We start from the raw sequence: 13,756 nt of genomic DNA on the forward strand, positions 1-13,756 counted from the left end.
TTCACCCTTTGATCCCGCTTCCCACCAGTCCGCGTACCAGGTATTTCTGCGCCACGACCACCGCCAGAAGAATGGGGAATGTGACCAGGGAACTGGCGGCGGCGATTTCTCCCCACGGAAACTCGAATTGCCCCGTGAACAGGGTGATGCCAACCGGAATGGTGCGCGACGCGTAGGACGTGGTGTAAGTCAAGGCAAACAGGAACTCGTTCCAGCAGAAGAGGATTCCGAGCAGTCCCGCGCACACCATGCCCGGCACGCCGAGTGGCAGGTACACGCGCCGGAACGCGGTCCACGCGCCGCATCCATCCACCCGCGCAGCGTGGTACAAGGAAAGGGGAATCTCCTCGAAATACCGTGTCATCACCCACACCACCAGCGGTACGGTGAACAGGCTGTACACGAGGACGAGCCCCCATACCGTGTCCATTCCACCCAGAACACCCAACACTTCGTACAGTGGCGTCACCACCGCCACCTGCGGCAGCATGAACACCACCAGCAAGGCCAGAAGGACCGGCTCGCGGTTCCGCGTCATCAGCACACTCAATCCGAACGCACCCATCGTTCCCACTACGAGCGACACCCCCGTCGCACCCAGCGACACCCAAAGGCTGTTCGCCACCACATTCAGGAACGCCTCGTTCAGCAAAACGGAACGGTAGTTCTCCAAACTGAACGTCTGTGGCCACACCGGTGGCATTTGCGCCACCGTGCCGGGAGGCTTCACCGAGGTGATCCAAAGCCAGATAAAAGGCCCCAGGCTCCACGCGAACAATACGAACAGGAAAAGAAAATGATTCACCCGCCTCATACCGTCTGCCTCCCGTCTTTTAAGACAGCGACAACAATCCAGGTGATGGCGACCATCATTCCCACCTGCACCAGCGCCACCGACGAACCGTACCCGAACTGCAATGCCTGAAAATAGGTGCGGTAAGCATAAATGGAAAGCGTTTCCGTGCTGTTGGCCGGGCCGCCGCCTGTCATCACATAAATCACGTCAAACACCCGGAACGCGTCGAGGAGACGCAGGACCAGTACGGTGAGGATTGCCGGACGCAGTGCCGGAAGCAAAATGCGCATGAGCAGGCGGAGCGGGGGTGTGCGGTCCACCCGCGCCGCCATCAAAAGAGATTCTGGAACGCGCTGCAATCCTGCGAATAAAAGAAGCGTCATGAACGGGGTCGTCTTCCACACGTCCGCCAGAATGGCGGCATGAAGAGCGAGGTCCGGATCCGCCAGCCAGTACACCGGCCCCTCCACGGTTCCCAGTGCCTGCAGGATGTGATTGACAATTCCCGCTTCCGAGTGGAACATCCACTGCCACAACCGCGCGCTGACCACGTTCGGAATCGCCCACGGCAGAAGCAGGATCGTTTTCCACCACACCGATCCCGACCCGAACCGCAGGTACAGTGCAAAAAAAAGTCCAATGACAAATTCCAGCATCACGGACACGCCGGTGAAGTACAACGTGTTCGTCACCGATTTCCAGAAACGAAAATCCTCACCAAACAGGTACCGGTAATTCTCCAGCCCCACCCAGCGGTCGATCCCGAACAGCGCGACCCTGGTTTTGAATCCGAGGATCACGATTTCGAAAAGCGGCCACGCCACTAAGAGTCCCGGAAGAATCAACATTGGCCCCAGAAACAGCAGGCGGTCTTTAAGTTCCTGCTTCATCGTTCAGCACCCGCGTCAAGCGTTGAAGGTCCGCGTCTATCAACCGCATGGCCTCGTCTATGGTATACACATCCCCCAGCCCCCCGTTCAGATAGGCCTGCAGGGATTGCGACAGCGGCATGTACAGCGGCATGGCCGGACGCGGCGCCGCGTATTCCATCGCCTCAAATAGAACGTTTACAGGTGGAGCATACGGAGGCGGGGCACCTCGCAAAACCGATTTGCGCGCAGGGGTCAATCCCAGCTTGAGCCACAACACGCGCTGAACATCCGGTTGTGTCAGAAACGCAATCCAAGCCCGCGCCGCTTCCGGCACCGGCGTGTCGCGATGCATGCCGAGCAAAAACCCGCCCAGCGTTCCACGTCCCGCCTCACCCCGTTCCACTGCCGGCAGAGGCGACATCCACACCCTGCCTGCCACCGGCGAATCCGGCTGTTGCATCAGCCGCCAGGCATACGGCCAGTTGCGCATGAACACCGCCCGCCCGTTCTGGAAAACATGGCGGCTCGACTCTTCCGCCATCGCCAAAACAGACGGCGGTGAGACTCCGTCGGTCAAAAGCCTTCGCATGAACCGCAGACGCGGTTCGATCAGGGCACGGTTCAACCGCTCTCCATTCCCCGGTAACAGCCACGGCTCGCCCCGGGGCAGAAACTCCATGAAATTGCAGACCAGCCCCTCATATTGGCGTCCCTGCCAGACGAACCCGTAAAGCCGGTCGTCCTGTTCCGCCTGCGTGATGGTTTCAGCCATCGTCACAAGCTCACCCCATGTGGCGGGTGGCTTGCTGAATCCATGCTTTTGCAACAAGTCTTTTCTTGAGTACATCACACCGCTATCGACAAACAGCGGCACACCGTAGCGGGTTTCACCAAATATTCCCGCCTGCACACTGGCGGCAAAGAAATCGTTCCACTCTTCCTCTGGCACAACCTCATTGAGTGGAGAGAGCAACCCGGCCCGGGCAAATTCCGCCATCCAGATGACATCCAGTGCCAACACGTCAATGCGGCCGGATCCACGGGTTTTCATATGTGTCAGGTAAAACTGGTGCTGGTCGTCGGTGCCGGTGGGAAGTTGATGCACCTGAACCCGGTAGTCGGGGTGAAGCTGATGGAACCGTTTGGCCAGTGAGTCAAAGGTGGCGCTGAAACCGGGAAGGGAGAACTGATAGTAATGGACTGTATTGGGAGCTTCCGGCGGGGTGCCGGAAAATAAACAGCCGGGGGCCACAAGAAACAGGGCAATGAACACAATCCGCAGTCCAACCATAAATCTCCTGTGGAATGTGGAAGGGGAATGAGTACAGGGTACCACGGAAATTCTAATTCTGCAGAATCCCGGCAAGCCAGGCTGGAGAAATCGAAAAGAGAGAAAGCGGAGGTTTCGAAGGAGTTTCAGGCGATCTTGCGGCTGGCGGCCCGGTCCTTGGGCAACCGGATTTTGAAGCGGGTGCCCTCGCCCACCCTGCTGTCCACCTCGATCGTGCCGTTGTGCATCTCGACGATGTGTTTGCAGATACTGAGACCCAGCCCACTGCCGCCTTCAGAACGTGACCGCGCCTTGTCCACCCGGTAGAACCGGTCAAAAATCCACGGCAGGTCTGTTTCCGGGATTCCAATGCCGTTGTCCTGAATGCTGAGAAACGCGTAGTCGCCCAGATCCTGCAGGGTGATTTTGATGAGCCCTTTTTCCGGTGTGTACTTGACCGCATTGTGCAGGAGCGTCCACACCATCTGCTTCAGGCGATGCCCGTCACCAATGACTTCCGCCGACTCCAGGTAGGCGATCTTGATTTCGATTTCCTTTTCTTCAGCCAGGATTTCCACGTTCTTGCACACGTCCTCAATAACGGTGACGAGGTTGACCCGTTCCGTTTCCATGGGAAGCTGCCCCTCGTCCGCCCGCGCGAGGACAAACAGGTCGTCCAGAATGTGCGACATGTAATTGATTTCTTCCAGATTGCTGGACAGCACCTCCTGGTACTCCGACGGCTTGCGCAGTTTGCTGAGCCCGAGCTCGCTCTGCCCTTTCATCACCGTCAGCGGCGTACGCAGTTCGTGGGAGGCATCGCTGCTGAACTGGCGGATTTTGGCGAACGACCGCTCGAGGCGGTCCATCATGTCATTGAACGTGAGAGCGAGGTTGCCGATTTCATCCTGCACCTCCGGTACCGGAATGCGCCGGCTGAGGTCGCCGCCGCTCGCGATGTCGCGTGCGGTGTGCGTGATCTTCGCCACCGGTTCCAGCGACCGCCGCGCGAGGAAGCGTCCCACCAGCGCACTCAACAGCAAGACGGTCGGTACCCCGGTGAACAAAAAAATGCGCAGGTTCCGCATGGTTTCCTTGACGCCTTCAAGCGACGTTCCCACCTGGATGAGGTTGACCAGCGTGCCGTCTCGGAGTACCGGCATGGTGATGACGCGGATGGGGTGGCCGTCGGCGACGGTGAAGGTCTCGTACGTCATCTCACCTTTCAACGCCCGCCCGTAAGCATCCTGCGACAACGGAAATTTGGAGGCATCGATGTTTTTGGAACGCGAGCCGACGTTGCCGGAGCCGTCGTAGATTCGGTAGAACTTATTGAGGTTGCCGTAGCCCAGAAACTGCTCGAAGAAGAACTCGAGGCCCGGAAGCGGCGTGCGGGAGTAATCCAGTTGCGCGGTCTTGCGCACCACGCTGGCCGACAGCTTGAGGGAGTTGTCGATGCTTTCGTAAAGGCGGTTGTTGAGGAAGTAATAGAGGATGATGCTGAACAGAATCAGGATGATTCCCAGCAGGGCGACGTAGAGGGCGGTCAGTCTGGAACGAATGGAATTGAATACCATCTTCTATTCCCTCATCACATATCCGACGCCCCTCAAGGTGTGCAGTAACTTGTGATCGTATTGTTTGTCGATCTTCTTCCGCAGGTGGTTGACGTACACGTCGATGACATTGGTGAACGTATCGAAATTGTAATCCCACACGTGCTCGGCGATCATCGTCCGCGTCAGCACCTTGCCCGCATTGCGCATGAAGTATTCCAGCAGGCTGTATTCCTTGCCTGTGAGCTCGATCTCCTCACCGCCGCGCTTCACCTTGTGGCTCACAAGGTCAAGCGTCAGGTCGCCGACCTGCAGGAGGGTCTTGGTCTCGTTCTGCCCCCGCCGCAACAACGACCGGATGCGCGCCAGCAGTTCCGAAAAGGCGAAAGGCTTCGTCAGGTAATCGTCGGCGCCCTGGTTGAGCCCCGTCACCTTGTCCTCCACGGAATCCTTGGCTGTCAGCAGGATGATCGGGGTATTGATGTTCTTTCCGCGCAGGTGAGCGAGCACATCAAGCCCTTTGATCTTCGGCAACATGAGGTCGAGGATGATCAGGTCGTAGTGGTTCATCTCCGCCAGGTTCTGGCCTTCCTCCCCGTCGGTAGCCACATCGACGGCGTAGGTCTCCTCTTCCAGGCCTTTCTTGATGAATCCGGCGACCTTTTTCTCGTCCTCAACGATCAAGATACGCATACTCACTACTTCGAGTTGTCATCCCATTTTTTCTGGACTTTGTGGAGATCGATCTCCCCTTTCAGCATCTGGACGTGCTTTTCGCAGTCCTTGATCATGGCCGCATACATGGCGCGACAGGTTTCGTCATTGGCGTCTTCCATCGCCTCTTTGCATATTTTAAGCGCCTCTTCGGTGGTGGTGAGGGCTTTCAGGATATTTTCGTTGAACTTGCTGGTCATGAATTTGCGTCAGAAGGTATTGATATTTTTATTGTATCACCGATTCAATCGGAGGCTATTGTAAACCTTGCAGTTTTTGGTTTCAATTTTCTTTACCGCCATCCTCCTGATTTTCCTCGGCAAACCGCTGTCCGAACATATAGTGGACGAGCAGGACGCCGAAGGCCACACCCATGTAGGGGATGCCCTCCACCAGGTAAATCAGGATGCGGCCCACCACGCCAAAGTCGCGGGCGAAGTTACCCAGGATCAGGGTGCCGGACCGCTCCAGCGCCATGAATATCATCTGGATAATGAGCCCGCAGACGAATCCGATGAATCCGCCGAACAGGTAGTAAACGTATTTCAAACTGGCCATTCCGGTGCCTCCGGGTCCGTTGGAGAATTGCGGTGTTTTGCTGCGGCGTGAAATGGTATATTTCAGGCTTCACCATTATATAGATGAAACATCCACATTTGTACGGGGAATCGGCCATGAGACTTGAAAACAAGACCGTCATCATCACTGGCGGCGGTACCGGCATCGGCCTTGCCTGCGCGGAGCGGTTTCATAGGGAAGGTGCGCGCCTCGCGTTGTTCGGGCGGCGAAAAGACCCGCTGGAAGCGGCGGCCCGGCGGCTGGGAGCCAACGTCCTGGCCGTGCCGGGAGACATCACCAAAGAAGAAGACGTGGACCGGTTGATCGACCTCACCCTCAAGCAGTTCGGCCAGATCGACGTGCTGGTCAACAACGCGGGAACACTCGGGGGCGGTTCCCTGCACGAGACCCCCAACGACATGTGGGATCAGGTGCTGGACATCAACCTGCGCGGCCTGTTCCTCCTGACCCGCCGGGTGCTGGCCCACATGGTCGAACGGAAATCCGGCTCCATCGTGCACATCAGTTCCATCCTGGGCCTCGTTGCCGTTCCGCAAACCGGAGCGTACAACGTCTCCAAGGGCGCACTCAACCAGCTTTCCCGTTCGATTGCGGTGGAGTACGGTCCCATGAACATCCGTTCCAACGCCGTCTGTCCCGGCATGGTGGAGACGGACATGACCGAGGAACTGCGCGGCAACGCCGAATTGATGGAGGACTGGAAGGAACATTACTATCCTCTGCGGCGGTTCGCAAAGGCGGAAGAGATCGCCAACGCCTGCCTGTTTCTGGCCAGCGACGAGTCGTCGTTCGTCACCGGCACCCTGCTTCCGGTGGACGGGGGTTTCACCGCCATGTAGAGAAAGTTGACGGCATTTTCCGCCATGTATTAGAATCCGTAAATTCAATCCATTGCCCGGCCTCCGGCCGCAATGCAACCCGGCCCACGGCCCCGGAAACACACGCCCCATGAAATACGAAACGGTCATCGGACTGGAAGTCCACGCCCAGTTGAAAACCCGGTCCAAGATTTTCTGTTCCTGCTCCACCGAATTCGGCAAAGAGCCCAATGAGAACACCTGCCCGGTCTGCCTGGGCATGCCGGGGGTGCTTCCGGTGCTCAACCGCAAGGTGGTGGAATACGCCATGAAGGCGTGCCTGGCCACGCACTGCGAGATCCAGCCGGTGAACCAGTTCGCGCGCAAGAATTATTTTTACCCGGACCTGCCGAAAGGCTACCAGGTTTCGCAGTTTGATCTGCCCATCGGGCTCCGCGGCCACCTGACCATCCAGACTTCCGGCGGACCGAAGCGCATCCGCCTCACACGCATCCACATGGAAGAAGACGCCGGCAAGTCCATCCACGGCGACAACCTGGGCGATCGGGACAAGAGTTATGTCGATTACAACCGCACCGGTGTGCCGTTGATCGAAATCGTGAGCGAACCGGAACTGCGGAGCGCGGAGGAAGCGAGGGAGTACCTCGTAGCGCTCAAATCTGTGTTGCAGTACGCGGACGTGAGCGACTGCAACATGGAGGAAGGCAGTTTCCGATGCGACGCCAACGTATCGCTCCGCCCTGTGGGGCAACAGGAATTCGGCACCCGTGTCGAGCTCAAGAACATCAACTCCTTCAAATTCGTGCAGAAGGCCATCGAGCACGAGGTGGAGCGGCAGACCAAGATACTTGATCAGGGCGATCAAGTGGTTCAGGAAACCCGGCTCTACGATGCCAACCGGGGCGTCACCTTCTCCATGCGCTCCAAGGAAGAGGCGCACGACTACCGCTATTTTCCGGAACCGGACCTCGTTCCCGTCGCATGCGATGCGGATTGGATTGAATCGATCCGCCGCGAATTGCCGGAGATGCCGGAGGAAAAACGCCAGCGCTTCGTCGAGCAGTACGCCATTCCCGAATACGACGCCGGGGTGCTGACCACCTCGCGCACGCTGGCCGACTATTTCGAAGAGTGCGTCGCGCTGTTCAACCAGCCGAAGCTGGTCAGCAACTGGATCATGGGGGAACTGTTGCGCCTGCTCAACCAGGATGACCGCGACATCGGCGACTGCCCGGTGACCCCTGGTCAGCTTGCTGACATGCTGAAATTGATCGATGCCGGGACCATCAGCGGCAAGATTGCCAAGGCGGTATTCGAGGAAATGTACCAGACCGGAAAGGAACCCGCCGCTATCATTGAAGAAAAGGGACTGACGCAGATTTCCGACGAGGGGGAGCTGGGCAGGATCGTGGATGACATCATCGCCGCCAGCCCCGATCAGGTGCAGCAATTCAAGGAGGGGCGGGACAAGGTGCTCGGTTATTTCATCGGACAGGCCATGAAGGCCAGCAAGGGGCAGGCCAATCCCGGCCTGCTCAACAAACTATTCAAGGAGAAGCTGGGGCAGGCCTGAATCGCCGGGGTTTTGTTTCGCACGGGATTTTTATAATATGGAAAGAATGAAATCAATATCCCATCGTCTTTTGCCTGTCCTATCCGGACTGATGTTGTCCTTGATTCTGATGCTCGCAGGCGCCACCCCCGGCCAATCCCTGGACATGCCGGTTGCGGCGTGGTCGGCTGACAAAAGGTTCATTGACCACGGCGACGGCACCATCAGCGACACCCGGACGGGTCTCATGTGGGCCAAAAAGGATTCGTATCTCGATACGGGGCGCTGGATGAACTGGCGGGAAGTGTTTTCCTACGTTGAGGACCTGAACGACACCACCTATGCCGGTCACATCGACTGGCGGATGCCGACGCTGGAGGAGTTGCGCACGCTGTATGAGGCCGACAAAACCAACAGCTCCCAGGTCGGAAGTGAGATGGTCATCCACATTGACCCCATTTTCGCAAAAGAGGGATGCGGGGCCCTGTGGTCCTCCGAAGCCAACGGCCACTTCAATTCCTTCGGCGTGATATTCAACACCGGCACCCGGTTTTCGGCCAACAAAAAATCGCGGAGCCGCAAGGCGACCCGCGCGGTCCGGTTCATACAAAATCCCGACTTCCGCAGGAAATACCTTCAACAATAAAGGAACGTTATTTTGAAACGCTTGAAATTCTGGATTGGAACAGCAGGCCTGCTCACGGCTTTCGCCCTGCAGGCCTCCCCCGCTTTCGCCACCTGGCCGAGCATCGAAATCGCCCTGTGGGACCCGCACTTCGCCAGGCAGGACCGCCAGGACAAGGAGTATCTAAAAGTGCTGGCGCACGCAGAGAAGAATGAGTTCGCCGAGGCACTGCCGCTTACAGAAAAACTCATCCAGGAACGGCCCAACAAGGGCACACCGTTGGTCCTGAAATCGCTTCTCCTGTATGAACTGGGCCGTTATCGCGAAGCACACCAGACGCTGTTGAAAGGACGCAGTATCCAGCCCCGTCACCCGGCCATCCATTACGCAAATTGCGAGATTTACCGGATGCTTGGGGTGGTGGATCTTTCCAAGCGCGGATGCGGTATTGCCGTCAACCAGCACCAGAAACTGCCGGAGGCTCATTACGAGTACGCGCTCACACTCGCGGCAAACGGGGAGATGAACGAAGCCAACCTGGAACTCGAACTGGCCGCGGAGCTGGATCCAGAATCCCCCGTTTACCCCTATGAAAGAGGGATGAATCATTTTTACCTGAACGACCTTCCCGGCGCTGAGAAGGCGTTTCTCAAAGCCATCGAAATCGACCCAAAACATCTGGACGCGCTGTATCAACTGGGCTACTTGTACGCAGTGCGCGGCGAACTTGAAAAGTCGCAGTCGTATCTCGAGCGCCTTTATGAAATGCGGACCAACCACCCGAAGGTGGAATCTGCGCGCAAACTGATTGAAATGATCAAGACCGATCGCGTCGATGAACTACCGAAAACCGTGATTGCACACCAGTATCACATGAGCCGGTCACGCTCCCTCTACCAGTCGGGCGAATATGGGTTGGCCCTGTTTGAAATCCAGACCGCAGCACGGCTGAATCCGAAGGACAAACCCACTCAGGAAATCCTGGTGGGTCTCGCCAGCCTCCTGCTCCGGCTGGAATTGACCGAGATCTCCATCGAAACCATGATGGCCAACATCGACAGCGACCCCATATTGCAGGCCAAGTCTTACCAGGAGATGGGGGATTTGTATGCTCTGCGCGGCAACATGAAAGATGCACGTAAGTTTTACCAGAAAGCCATGGAGCTGGGGGACCCGGACAATCTGGCCAAAACCAGCCTTTCGGAGTTACCACCCAACGATCACAGCATCCCCAACGCCCTGGATCCGGACGAGTTGTTTTTTCTTCCTGCAGAAGCGTTGAACCGCCGTGGTGAATTGTTTTCTCATTACGGAATGCATAAACGGGCCCTGGCCGTGTACTCCATGGTGTTGCGCATGGCACCAAACCACCTGATGGCGAAGCTCAACACCGCCGCCACCCACTACAACACCGGCGAGTACGGCCGCGCCATCTCCATGCTGGAAAAAATTTCCATGAACCACCCCAATCACGAATACATCCTGTCGCACCACGTATTGCTTGCCAAATGTTACGCACAAAAAGGCGACGAACCCCAGATGGTACGCAATCTCCAATTTGTCAGAGAGAATAAACCTGAACTTTTACCCAGTCTCCGGGAGGATCCCGCTTTCACCAAATACCGGCACCTCGCCCTCTTTCGGTAAAGCATTGGCTCAAGCAAAGCTTCCCTGTTTTCAATATTTTGATGGACTTTGGACTCTAAATAAAATTTGACACAACTGGTCAATAAATGATTAGATGCTGGAAAGTTAATCATAAAAGTGTAATCAACTGATCAACCGGACAGATCTGTGACCGCCCTAAAAGGAGGTTAGGATGTTTGACAATGTTAGGAACCGCCGCCCAGTCCAAACTGTTTCCCGTCTTCTGGGCCTCTTTCTTATGTCCAGCTTGTTTTTTGCCAATGTGGGGCTCGCAGAAAAGTCGGCCTGTGAAGAAGCTGCAAAACAGTTGCGGGGAAACTTACAAACCACCCAGGCACAGGGAGGGGTATGGGGTTATATGGAAAAAGCCACCTCTCTTAGAGGGGAGTCGATGATTGGCTTCCAGGTGGACAGCAAGCTGGCCCGGCTGGTGACCCATTGGGACACCCTGTGCTCGAAATCCAATGCACCTTCCCAGGAAACATTCAACACCATTGCCGCCAATCTGGACCTGGCACGGCAAATCGTCAATAAAACTCCCGGCCGCACCCCGCCTCAGGAACTCATGAAAATGATTCAGGAGCTCAATCAAAATCTCGATAAGGCTTACGGCCAACTGGGGCTGTGATCAGAGGCGCTGTATGATAAAAGAAGGCAGCAAAGCGCCGGATTTCACGGCTCCCGATCAAAAAGGCGACAAGGTCAAGCTGAGTTCCTTCCGCGGCAAAAAGAACGTTGTCCTTTATTTTTACCCCAAAGACATGACCCCGGGTTGCACCACCGAAGCCTGCGATTTCAGGGACCTCCACCAGAAATTCAAAAACACGCAGGTGCTTGGCGTCAGCGTCGACTCCCCGGAACGCCACCAGAAGTTCATCGAAAAATACGACCTGCCCTTCACTCTCATCAGCGACGAGGACAAGAAGGTGGTGCAGAAATACGGCGTGTGGCAGGAAAAGAAACTCTATGGCAAGACTTTCATGGGCATCGTGCGCAGCACCTTCCTGATTGACAAAGAGGGCGTCGTGCGCAAAATCTGGCCGAAAGTAAAGGTCAAGGGCCACGCCGAAGAAGTTCTGGAATCCCTCAAGGAATTGAAGTAGTCCTCACTTATTCCCGTTCATCAGCTTTTCGATCTCCGCAACGCGCTTCGGTACGGACTGCGAAAGATTGCGGCATCCCTTTTCCGTTATCAACAGGTTGTCCTCAATGCGGATGCCGATTTCCTGATCGAAGCTTTTTCCATTCAACCTGATCTTGAACTGGCCATATAGGCCGGGCTCGTTGCTGATCAGCCAGCCGGGCTTCATGGGCTGAACGGCGTAATTGCGGAACGGATCGCCGTCGTGCTCCTGCTCGCCGATGAGATGACTCACTCCATGCGGCCGCTCTTTGTACTTGAGCTTGCATTTGCCGCCCTCATCAAGGAAATCTTTTTTAAGGTAATAATTTACCGTATCCCAGCACAGTTCATTGAGTTCCTGGATGGTCCGGCCGGCGCAGGCCTGTTTCTCTACTTCCAACTGCGCTTTCAACACAATCTCATAAAGAAGTTTCTGCAATGGATTGTACTTTCCGGATGCGGGAACCGTTCTGCTGATGTCCGCGTGCATGGTCATCCAGCGCACACCGAAATCCAGTAGAACCATCTCCTGCTTCTTCACCGGATCGTCGTTCTTCACGTAATGCAGAACCGTGGCATTGTGACCGGAGGCGATGATGGAAGGGAAGCTCAATCCGTAGGGCGAACGCATTTGCATCTGCCCTTCGATGAAGCCCTGAATCTCGTACTCGGTCCTGAACTCGCGGAATCGTCCCAGCGTTTCCTTGAATGCCGCGGCCGTCAGGCGGTTCGCCTTCAACGTGTTCTCCACATCGTACTTGTCCAGCGGCAGGCGCAGATCGAAATGCGTTTCCATGATGTTGTGCAAAGCCCCTTTCGGAGCCTTCCATTTGCGCAACATACGCTCAACCTGCTGCTTGAAATTCCAGTTGTGGTCGGACTTGATGGTGGTCCGTTTGCCGTTACGGATGCCTTCCAGCCAGAACGCGCCGACTTTTTTCTCCGGCTGTTTCAGGAAGCGCTCCTTGAATACCGCTTCGAAATCGTCGATATCCCGCACATCTTTCATCCCGGTCACGCGTTTGACTTCGTTCACGCTTTTGGGATCGCCCACGCCGAAGCGGATTCCGTCCCAGAACTCCTTGCTCGGATCCTTTTTTTTCACGAACAGGATTTCATCCGATTCCCTGGAATGCGGATCCAGCAAAAGGATCACTTCCGTCTGGTTGACCCCCGTGAGGTACATGAGGCTCGGTTCCTGGTAAGTCGGAACAAAGGCGTACGTCCACAACGTTTCCTGGCCGGGACCGTACGGTACACCGGTCAGAACCATCAACATGTTTTCCGCATCCATCAATTTTTTACGGCGCTCCCGGAAGCGGCGCTTGGCGTAAGCCCCTGCGCCGCCGTCGCGAAAAATACCGGAATAGATTTTTTTACCGTCTCTCTGCATCATAAAGTTCAAACCCCGCTGTGACCGCGAATAAATCAGTTAGCATTTGCAATGTGAATTAATATTATTATATTCATAGGAACAGGAATCGAAACCCCCTTCTGCATTTTCCAGTAAAACAGGAAACCAATAACCATGTGCGGACGCTACAGCCTGACCAAACCTGTGAAAACCCTTCAAGAACATTTTGAGGCACTTCCTGTCGGCATCACACACAATCCGCGTTTCAACATCGCTCCCAGCCAGGTTTTGCCCGTCGTGGTGACCGAGGATGGGGAACGTCAGTTGCGCCCCATGCGCTGGGGACTGCTTCCCACGTGGGCAAAAGACGAAAAGCTGGGACACAAGCTGATCAACGCCCGCGCCGAGACGGTGCACGAAAAACCCAGCTTTAAAACCGCGTTCCGGCAAACCCGTTGTCTGGTCCCCGCCGACGGGTTTTACGAATGGAAACAGGACAACGGCGCCAAAACGCCGCAATACATATTCATGCAGGACGGCGGCCTGTTTGCGTTTGCGGGATTGTGGTCCACCTGGAACGACCCGAAAGGGCCGGTGGACACCTTCACAATCATCACGACGGAAGCCAACCGGCAATTGCAGGGGTTGCACCACCGAATGCCGGTAATTCTGAATCCGGATAATTATGGTGTCTGGCTTGACGCTTCCACGCCGCCCCAGACCTTAAAAACCCTGCTACGCCCCCTGGCCGATGACACACTCGGCTTTCACCCTGTCACCACTCTGGTCAATTCAACGAAAAACGACGTCGCGGATTGCCGGAAACCGCTCACAAACTGAACCGCTTTTC

Annotated in this window: 15 protein-coding genes; 7 read left to right on the forward strand and 8 right to left on the reverse strand. The window is 56.1% G+C overall.

Going from position 1 to position 13,756, the window contains the following annotated elements; genetic code table 11:
• Position 1 precedes the first annotated feature (1 nt).
• The 7 genes from ACTRXA_RS10015 to ACTRXA_RS10045 all read right to left on the reverse strand — a co-directional run bounded on the left by ACTRXA_RS10015 (position 2) and on the right by ACTRXA_RS10045 (position 5,766).
• On the reverse strand, positions 2-814 hold the full coding sequence (locus tag ACTRXA_RS10015) for a carbohydrate ABC transporter permease (RefSeq protein ID WP_442427056.1): 813 nt from the start codon (positions 812-814) through the stop codon (positions 2-4).
• Entirely contained in the window at positions 811-1,686 is an 876-nt protein-coding gene (locus ACTRXA_RS10020) for a carbohydrate ABC transporter permease (protein ID WP_442427057.1), read from the reverse strand. The genes ACTRXA_RS10015 and ACTRXA_RS10020 overlap by 4 nt, the downstream gene beginning before the upstream one ends.
• A complete protein-coding gene (locus ACTRXA_RS10025; protein WP_442427058.1) occupies positions 1,670-2,959 on the reverse strand; it encodes an ABC transporter substrate-binding protein in 1,290 nt (429 codons plus the stop codon). The genes ACTRXA_RS10020 and ACTRXA_RS10025 overlap by 17 nt, the downstream gene beginning before the upstream one ends.
• A gap of 125 nt (positions 2,960-3,084) precedes the next feature.
• Positions 3,085-4,515 (reverse strand): sensor histidine kinase, encoded by a 1,431-nt coding sequence (locus tag ACTRXA_RS10030; RefSeq protein ID WP_442427059.1) that lies wholly within the window; start codon positions 4,513-4,515, stop codon positions 3,085-3,087.
• Between the two features lie 3 nt (positions 4,516-4,518).
• Positions 4,519-5,187, reverse strand: a complete 669-nt coding sequence (locus tag ACTRXA_RS10035) for a heavy metal response regulator transcription factor (RefSeq protein ID WP_442427060.1) — start codon at positions 5,185-5,187, stop codon at positions 4,519-4,521.
• A 5-nt stretch (positions 5,188-5,192) separates the two neighbouring features.
• Positions 5,193-5,408: a DUF2383 domain-containing protein gene (locus tag ACTRXA_RS10040; RefSeq protein ID WP_005011682.1), complete on the reverse strand. Its 216-nt coding sequence runs from the start codon at positions 5,406-5,408 to the stop codon at positions 5,193-5,195.
• An 82-nt stretch (positions 5,409-5,490) separates the two neighbouring features.
• A complete protein-coding gene (locus ACTRXA_RS10045) occupies positions 5,491-5,766 on the reverse strand; it encodes a hypothetical protein (RefSeq protein WP_442427061.1) in 276 nt (91 codons plus the stop codon).
• Between the two features lie 116 nt (positions 5,767-5,882).
• Here ACTRXA_RS10045 and ACTRXA_RS10050 point away from each other — a divergent pair, with 116 nt between their 5' ends.
• The 6 genes from ACTRXA_RS10050 to bcp all read left to right on the forward strand — a co-directional run bounded on the left by ACTRXA_RS10050 (position 5,883) and on the right by bcp (position 11,532).
• Positions 5,883-6,626 (forward strand): SDR family NAD(P)-dependent oxidoreductase, encoded by a 744-nt coding sequence (locus ACTRXA_RS10050; RefSeq protein ID WP_442427062.1) that lies wholly within the window; start codon positions 5,883-5,885, stop codon positions 6,624-6,626.
• A 109-nt stretch (positions 6,627-6,735) separates the two neighbouring features.
• On the forward strand, positions 6,736-8,178 hold the full coding sequence (gene gatB / locus ACTRXA_RS10055) for an Asp-tRNA(Asn)/Glu-tRNA(Gln) amidotransferase subunit GatB (RefSeq protein ID WP_442427063.1): 1,443 nt from the start codon (positions 6,736-6,738) through the stop codon (positions 8,176-8,178).
• Between the two features lie 91 nt (positions 8,179-8,269).
• Positions 8,270-8,803 (forward strand): DUF1566 domain-containing protein, encoded by a 534-nt coding sequence (locus ACTRXA_RS10060; RefSeq protein WP_442427064.1) that lies wholly within the window; start codon positions 8,270-8,272, stop codon positions 8,801-8,803.
• Between the two features lie 12 nt (positions 8,804-8,815).
• Positions 8,816-10,429: a tetratricopeptide repeat protein gene (locus tag ACTRXA_RS10065; RefSeq protein ID WP_442427065.1), complete on the forward strand. Its 1,614-nt coding sequence runs from the start codon at positions 8,816-8,818 to the stop codon at positions 10,427-10,429.
• A gap of 172 nt (positions 10,430-10,601) precedes the next feature.
• Complete coding sequence (locus ACTRXA_RS10070; protein ID WP_442427066.1) at positions 10,602-11,057, forward strand: hypothetical protein; 456 nt, start codon at positions 10,602-10,604, stop codon at positions 11,055-11,057.
• A gap of 13 nt (positions 11,058-11,070) precedes the next feature.
• Positions 11,071-11,532: a thioredoxin-dependent thiol peroxidase gene (gene bcp, locus ACTRXA_RS10075; RefSeq protein ID WP_442427067.1), complete on the forward strand. Its 462-nt coding sequence runs from the start codon at positions 11,071-11,073 to the stop codon at positions 11,530-11,532.
• 3 nt (positions 11,533-11,535) lie between these two features.
• On the opposite strand, the gene ACTRXA_RS10080 is transcribed toward bcp, so the two are convergent.
• Positions 11,536-12,948 (reverse strand): aminopeptidase P N-terminal domain-containing protein, encoded by a 1,413-nt coding sequence (locus ACTRXA_RS10080; protein ID WP_442427068.1) that lies wholly within the window; start codon positions 12,946-12,948, stop codon positions 11,536-11,538.
• 132 nt (positions 12,949-13,080) lie between these two features.
• On the opposite strand from ACTRXA_RS10080, the gene ACTRXA_RS10085 reads away from it, so the two are divergent.
• Complete coding sequence (locus ACTRXA_RS10085; RefSeq protein WP_442427069.1) at positions 13,081-13,746, forward strand: SOS response-associated peptidase; 666 nt, start codon at positions 13,081-13,083, stop codon at positions 13,744-13,746.
• The last annotated feature ends 10 nt before the right edge of the window (positions 13,747-13,756 follow it).

This window comes from Nitrospina sp. P1_D6, from assembly GCF_052156615.1.
In the GTDB taxonomy this organism is placed as follows: Bacteria; Nitrospinota; Nitrospinia; order Nitrospinales; family Nitrospinaceae; genus Nitrospina.

What these genes read in the sequence shown, in the direction of transcription:
- bcp (WP_442427067.1), top strand. Translation starts at nt 11,071, where the DNA reads ATGATAAAAGAAGGCAGCAAAGCGCCGGATTTCACGGCTCCCGATCAA.
- ACTRXA_RS10050 (WP_442427062.1), top strand. Translation starts at nt 5,883, where the DNA reads ATGAGACTTGAAAACAAGACCGTCATCATCACTGGCGGCGGTACCGGC.
- ACTRXA_RS10045 (WP_442427061.1), bottom strand. Translation starts at nt 5,766, where the DNA reads ATGGCCAGTTTGAAATACGTTTACTACCTGTTCGGCGGATTCATCGGA.
- ACTRXA_RS10025 (WP_442427058.1), bottom strand. Translation starts at nt 2,959, where the DNA reads ATGGTTGGACTGCGGATTGTGTTCATTGCCCTGTTTCTTGTGGCCCCC.
- ACTRXA_RS10030 (WP_442427059.1), bottom strand. Translation starts at nt 4,515, where the DNA reads ATGGTATTCAATTCCATTCGTTCCAGACTGACCGCCCTCTACGTCGCC.
- ACTRXA_RS10070 (WP_442427066.1), top strand. Translation starts at nt 10,602, where the DNA reads ATGTTTGACAATGTTAGGAACCGCCGCCCAGTCCAAACTGTTTCCCGT.
- ACTRXA_RS10080 (WP_442427068.1), bottom strand. Translation starts at nt 12,948, where the DNA reads ATGATGCAGAGAGACGGTAAAAAAATCTATTCCGGTATTTTTCGCGAC.
- ACTRXA_RS10060 (WP_442427064.1), top strand. Translation starts at nt 8,270, where the DNA reads ATGTTGTCCTTGATTCTGATGCTCGCAGGCGCCACCCCCGGCCAATCC.
- ACTRXA_RS10015 (WP_442427056.1), bottom strand. Translation starts at nt 814, where the DNA reads ATGAGGCGGGTGAATCATTTTCTTTTCCTGTTCGTATTGTTCGCGTGG.
- ACTRXA_RS10020 (WP_442427057.1), bottom strand. Translation starts at nt 1,686, where the DNA reads ATGAAGCAGGAACTTAAAGACCGCCTGCTGTTTCTGGGGCCAATGTTG.
- ACTRXA_RS10035 (WP_442427060.1), bottom strand. Translation starts at nt 5,187, where the DNA reads ATGCGTATCTTGATCGTTGAGGACGAGAAAAAGGTCGCCGGATTCATC.
- gatB (WP_442427063.1), top strand. Translation starts at nt 6,736, where the DNA reads ATGAAATACGAAACGGTCATCGGACTGGAAGTCCACGCCCAGTTGAAA.
- ACTRXA_RS10040 (WP_005011682.1), bottom strand. Translation starts at nt 5,408, where the DNA reads ATGACCAGCAAGTTCAACGAAAATATCCTGAAAGCCCTCACCACCACC.
- ACTRXA_RS10085 (WP_442427069.1), top strand. Translation starts at nt 13,081, where the DNA reads ATGTGCGGACGCTACAGCCTGACCAAACCTGTGAAAACCCTTCAAGAA.